This window comes from Streptomyces sp. S6 (genome assembly GCF_054880855.1).
This window is the reverse complement of sequence record NZ_JBTYMC010000361.1, coordinates 1-6,052: the sequence shown is the minus strand read 5'-3', so window position 1 is coordinate 6,052 and position 6,052 is coordinate 1. Positions and strand designations below refer to the sequence as shown.

Here is a 6,052-nt window from a genome sequence, read left to right as displayed (position 1 = left end):
CTGGTGGACGCGCTGGGCGGGCGCGGCGCGTGGGCGCAGGCCGTGGGCGCGGTCCCGCAGGCCGCGCACCCGGTGACGAAGCTGCGCTGGCTCGCGAAGAGCGACCCGGAGGCCGCCGCGCGCACGGCCGTCCTCCTCCAGGCCCACGACTGGCTCGTCTGGCAGCTCCTCGGCCGTCCCGCGCGGCGGACGACGGACCGCGGCGGCGCGTCCGGGACGGGCTACTGGTCGGCCGCGTCCGGCGGTTACCGGCCCGACCTCGTGGAGCTGGCGCTCGGTCATCAGGTGATGCTCCCGGACGTCATCGGGCCCTCGGAGGCTGCGGGGACGACGCCGGAGGGGCTGTTGATCTCGGCGGGCACCGGCGAGACGATGGCGGCGGCCTTCGGTCTGGGCCTGGGGCTCGGGGACGCGGTCGTGTCGCTGGGGGCCTCCGGCTCGGTGATGGCGGTGCACCGGGAGGCGCTGGTCGACAGCTCCGGGATGATCACGTCGCTCGCGGACGCGACCGGCATGCACCTCCCCGTCGTCACCACCCTGAACGCCGTACGGACCCTGCGCGGGACGGCCGAGCTGCTCGGCGTGAAGGATCTGGAGGCGCTCTCGGAGCTGGCGACGCAGTCGACTCCGGGGTCGCACGGGCTGGTGATGCTGCCGTACCTGGAGGGTGAGCGGACGCCGAACCTGCCGCACACGGCGGGGACGATCACGGGGCTGCGCCGGGAGTCGATGAAGCCGGAGCACCTCGCGCGCGCGGCGTTCGAGGGCATGCTGTGCGGGCTCGCGGACGCGCTGGACGTGCTGCGGGGGCGTGGGGTGGACGTACGGCGCATCTTCCTCCTCGGTGCGGCGGCGGAGCTGCCGGCCGTGCAGGCGGCGGCTCCCTCGCTGTTCGGGGCCCAGGTCGTCGTACCGCAGCCCGCGGACTACGCGGCGATCGGGGCGGCTCGGCAGGCGGCGTGGGCGCTCGGGGTGTCTCAGGGGACGCTGGATCCGAGGACGCCGCCGGCCTGGCAGGGAGCGGCGGCGCAGGTGCTCGACCCGGGCGACGATCTCGCGGTGGGTCAGGCCGTGCGCCAGCAGTTCGTGTCGGTGCGGGAGCAGATCCATCCCGGGGCCCTGCACTGACGCTCCGCTGGAGGCGGGGCACGCCGCCGGGCACTCGCCGAACCTGGACCGCGTGCCCGGAAAATCGCGTTCCCGTCAGTTCCAACGTGCCGCGGCGCCCCCGAGTTCCCGGTTGCGCTGTCAGGCAAAAATCGCCACCTGATGGGTTAATCGGTTGAGGTAACGCGGGTGGAGTGTCCGACGATAGAGGCCAGGGGCAATCAAGAGGGCCCCTCCGCCGGACCCCATCCGCCCTCTGCCGAGAGACGTAGCGTGCTCATACGACTTCTGCGGACCTATCTCAGGCCCTACCGGAAACCCATCGGTCTCCTGGTGCTGCTGCAACTCCTCCAGACCAGCGCCAGCCTCTTCCTGCCCACGCTGAACGCCGACATCATCGACGAGGGCGTCGTCAAGGGCGACACCGGCAGCATCCTGTCCTACGGCGCGGTGATGATCGGCGTCTCGATGGCGCAGGTCGTGACGAACATCGGGGCCGTGTACTACGGCGCGCGGACGGCGTCGGCGCTGGGCCGGGACCTGCGCGCGGCGGTGTTCGACCGGGTGCAGTCGTTCTCCTCGCGCGAGGTGGGCCACTTCGGCGCCCCGTCGCTGATCACGCGGACGACGAACGACGCCCAGCAGATCCAGATGCTCGCGCTGATGACGTTCACGCTGATGGTGTCCGCGCCGATCATGTGCGTGGGCGGCATCATCCTGGCGCTCGGTCTGGACGTCCCGCTGTCGGCCGTCCTCGTGGCCGTCGTCCCGCTGCTCGGGGTCGGGGTGACGCTGATCGTCCTGCGGGTGCGGCCGTTGTCGCGGTCGATGCAGGTGCGGCTGGACACGGTCAACCGGGTGCTGCGGGAGCAGATCACCGGTAACCGGGTGATCAGGGCGTTCGTGCGGGACACGTACGAGGAGGAGCGGTTCCGGAAGGCGAACAGGGACCTGACGGACGTCTCCGTGAAGGCGGGGAATCTGCTGGCGCTGATGTTCCCGATCGTCATGACGGTCGTGAACCTGTCGTCGATCGCGGTGGTCTGGTTCGGGGCGCACCGCATCGACAGCGGCGGGATGCAGATCGGTGACCTGACGGCGTTCCTCTCCTATCTGATGCAGATCGTGATCGCTGTGATGATGGCCACGTTCATGTTCATGATGATCCCGCGCGCGGAGGTGTGCGCCGAGCGGATCCAGGAAGTGCTGGACATGTCGTCCAGCGTGGTCCCGCCCGCCGCGCCCGTGCGGGAGCTGCGGCGGCACGGGCAGTTGGAGCTGCGGGGCGCGGGTTTCCGCTACCCGGGCGCCGAGGAGCCGGTGCTGAAGGCGGTGGATCTGGTGGCGCTGCCCGGCGAGACGACGGCCGTGATCGGCTCGACGGGGAGCGGGAAGTCGACGCTGCTGGGGCTCGTCCCCCGGCTGTTCGACGCGACGGACGGCGAGGTCCTGGTGGACGGCGTGCCGGTCACCGACATCGATCCGGGGCTGCTCGCCAAGGCCGTCAGCCTGGTCCCGCAGAAGCCGTACCTGTTCGCGGGGACGGTCGCGACGAACCTGCGGTACGGCAATCCTGACGCGACGGACGCCGAGTTGTGGCACGCGCTGGAGGTGGCGCAGGCCAAGGAGTTCGTGGAGCGGCTCGACGGCGGGCTGAACGCGCCGATCGCGCAGGGCGGGACGAACGTCTCGGGTGGTCAGCGCCAGCGGCTGTCGATCGCGCGGACGCTCGTGCAGCGGCCGGAGATCTACCTGTTCGACGACTCCTTCTCGGCCCTCGACTACGCGACGGACGCGGCGCTCAGGGCGGCGCTCGCGCGGGAGACGGCGCGGGCGACGGTCGTCATCGTCGCGCAGCGGGTGTCGACCATCCGGGACGCGGACCGGATCGTCGTCCTGGACGAGGGACGGGTCGTCGGGACGGGCACCCATCACGAGCTGATGGCGGTAAACGAGACCTACCGGGAGATCGTGCTCTCCCAGCTCACGGAAGCGGAGGCCGCCTGATGGCCGGGCCTGCGGGACGGATGATGGCCGGTGCGGGACCCGACAGCCGGTCGCTGGACTTCAAGGTGTCCAGCAGACGGCTCATCGGGTACTTCAAGCCGGAACGGATCACGGTCTACGCGCTGTTGACGTGCATCGTGATCAGCGTGGCACTGAGTTCCGTCGGGCCGCAGATCCTCGGCCGGGCGACGGACCTGGTGTTCGCCGGGATCATCGGGCGGCAGCTGCCGGCCGGGCAGTCCAAGGAGCAGGTCCTCGCGGGGATGCGGGAGCACGGACAGTCGTCCGTCGCGGACATGCTCAAGTCGACCGACTTCACGCCCGGCAAGGGCATCGACTTCGGGGCCGTCGGGGAGGTCCTCGGGATCGCCGTCGCGGTGTTCCTGGTCGCGGGGCTGCTGATGGCCGTCACGACGCGGCTCGTGAACCTGGCCGTGAACCGGACGGTGTACCGGATGCGGGAGGACGTGCAGACGAAACTGTCGCGGCTTCCCCTGTCGTACTTCGACAAACGGCAGCGCGGGGAGGTCCTGTCGCGGGCGACGAACGACATCGACAACATCGGGCAGACGCTCCAGCAGTCCATGGGGCAGCTCATCAACTCGGTGCTGACGATCATCGGTGTGCTCGTGATGATGTTCTGGGTGTCGTGGCTGCTGGCGCTGGTCGCGCTCGTGACGGTGCCGGTGTCGGCGGTCGTCGCGACGCGGATCGGCAAGCGCTCTCAGCCGCATTTCGTGCAGCAGTGGCGAACCACCGGGCAGCTCAACGCGCACATCGAGGAGATGTACACCGGGCACACGCTGGTGAAGGTGTTCGGGCGGCAGAAGGAGTCGGCGCAGCAGTTCGCCGAGCAGAACGACGCGCTGTACGAGGCGGGGTTCAAGGCGCAGTTCAACAGCGGGATCATGCAGCCGCTGATGCTGTTCGTGTCCAACATCAACTATGTGCTGGTGGCGGTCGTCGGCGGGCTGCGGGTGGCGTCCGGGTCGTTGTCGATCGGTGACGTGCAGGCGTTCATCCAGTACTCGCGGCAGTTCTCGATGCCGCTCACGCAGGTCGCGTCCATGGCCAACCTGGTGCAGTCCGGGGTGGCGTCCGCCGAGCGGGTCTTCGAGCTGCTCGACGCGGACGAGCAGGAGGCGGACGCGGTGGACGCCGAGCGGCCCGCCGAGTTGCGCGGGCGGGTCGCGCTGGAGCGCGTCTCCTTCCGGTACGAGCCCGACAAGCCGCTCATCGAGGACCTCTCCCTGGTCGTCGAGCCCGGTCACACCGTCGCCATCGTCGGGCCCACCGGCGCGGGCAAGACGACGCTGGTCAACCTCCTGATGCGGTTCTACGACGTCTCCGGCGGGCGGATCACCCTCGACGGCACCGACATCGCCCGTATGTCCCGGGACGACCTGCGCGCGGGCATCGGGATGGTCCTCCAGGACACCTGGCTGTTCGGCGGGACGATCGCCGAGAACATCGCGTACGGCGCCTCCCGGGACGTCACGCGCGGGGAGATCGAGGAGGCGGCCCGCGCGGCGCACGCCGACCGGTTCGTCCGGACGCTGCCCGACGGGTACGACACCGTCATCGACGACGAGGGCAGTGGTGTCAGCGCCGGTGAGAAGCAGCTCATCACCATCGCGCGGGCGTTCCTCTCCGACCCGGTGATCCTCGTCCTCGACGAGGCGACGTCCTCCGTGGACACCCGGACCGAGGTGCTCATCCAGAAGGCCATGGCCAAACTCGCCCACGGGCGGACGTCGTTCGTCATCGCGCACCGCCTCTCCACGATCCGCGACGCGGACACCATCCTCGTCATGGAGGACGGGTCGATCGTCGAACAGGGGTCGCACACCGATCTGCTGGCGGCGGGCGGGGCGTACGCGCGGCTGTACAAGGCGCAGTTCGCGCAGGCGGTGGCGGAGGTGGACTGAGGCGGCGCGCGTTCAGTCCAGGTATCCCCTCAGCTGGTCCGCGAACGCGTGGTCCCTCAGCTTGTTGAGGGTCTTGGACTCGATCTGCCGGATGCGTTCGCGGGTCACGCCGAAGATGCGGCCGATCTCCTCCAGGGTGCGGGGGCGGCCGTCGGCGAGGCCGTAGCGGAGCTGGACGACCTTCCGCTCGCGTTCGCCGAGGGTGGACAGGACGGCCTCCAGGTGTTCGCGCAGGAGGAGGAACGCGGCGGACTCCACGGGGCTCGCCGCGTCGCCGTCCTCGATGAGGTCGCCCAGGGCCACGTCGTCCTCCTCGCCCACGGGTGCGTGGAGGGAGACGGGCTCCTGGGCGAGTCGCAGCACCTCGCCGACCCGTTCGGGCGCGAGGTCGAGCTGGGCGGCCACCTCTTCGGCCGTGGGTTCGTAGCCGCGTTCCTGGAGCATGCGGCGCTGAACCCGTACGACGCGGTTGATGAGTTCGACGACGTGGACGGGGACGCGGATGGTGCGGGCCTGGTCGGCGAGGGCCCGGGACATGGCCTGGCGGATCCACCAGGTCGCGTACGTCGAGAACTTGTAGCCGCGCGCGTAGTCGAACTTCTCGACTGCCCTGATCAGACCGAGGTTTCCCTCCTGGACGAGGTCCAGCATGGTCAGCCCGCGTCCGACGTACCGCTTGGCCACGGAGACGACGAGCCGCAGGTTAGCCTCGATGAGCCGCCGTTTGGCCATCCGCCCCATGACCACGAGCCGGTCGAGATCGAGAGCCAACTCGCTGTCCAGATAGGGGGCGTTGAGGAGTTTCTCCTCGGCGAACAGCCCGGCCTCGACCCGGCGCGCGAGCTCGACCTCCTCCACGGCGGTGAGCAGCCGGATGCGGCCGATCTCCCGGAGGTACTGCCGGAACAGGTCGGACGAGGGTCCGCCGGTGTCGGCCGGACGGGCGGCGACGGCCTCCGGCGGCTCGGCGGGGTCGTCCAGTCCCTCGGCGGGCGGCCCCGCCTCGGGAT

Annotated in this window: 4 protein-coding genes; 3 read left to right on the top strand and 1 reads right to left on the bottom strand. The window is 70.2% G+C overall.

The genetic code is table 11. From position 1 onward, the window contains the following. The 3 genes from ACVNF4_RS31100 to ACVNF4_RS31090 form a co-directional block, all read left to right on the top strand. On the top strand, positions 1-1,128 hold a 1,128-nt coding region (locus ACVNF4_RS31100; protein WP_461806222.1), incomplete at its 5' end, for an FGGY-family carbohydrate kinase. A gap of 252 nt (positions 1,129-1,380) precedes the next feature. After that, positions 1,381-3,114: an ABC transporter ATP-binding protein gene (locus ACVNF4_RS31095; RefSeq protein WP_461806221.1), complete on the top strand. Its 1,734-nt coding sequence runs from the start codon at positions 1,381-1,383 to the stop codon at positions 3,112-3,114. Further along, entirely contained in the window at positions 3,114-5,042 is a 1,929-nt protein-coding gene (locus ACVNF4_RS31090) for an ABC transporter ATP-binding protein (RefSeq protein ID WP_461806220.1), read from the top strand. The genes ACVNF4_RS31095 and ACVNF4_RS31090 overlap by 1 nt, the downstream gene beginning before the upstream one ends. A gap of 12 nt (positions 5,043-5,054) precedes the next feature. Here ACVNF4_RS31090 and ACVNF4_RS31085 read toward each other — a convergent pair. Then, a partial coding sequence (locus tag ACVNF4_RS31085; RefSeq protein WP_461806219.1) for an RNA polymerase sigma factor occupies positions 5,055-6,052 on the bottom strand: 998 nt, incomplete at its 5' end.

Bases quoted from the DNA above. Each gene is read 5' to 3' on its own strand.
- ACVNF4_RS31090 (WP_461806220.1), top strand. From the start codon at position 3,114: ATGGCCGGGCCTGCGGGACGGATGATGGCCGGTGCGGGACCCGACAGC.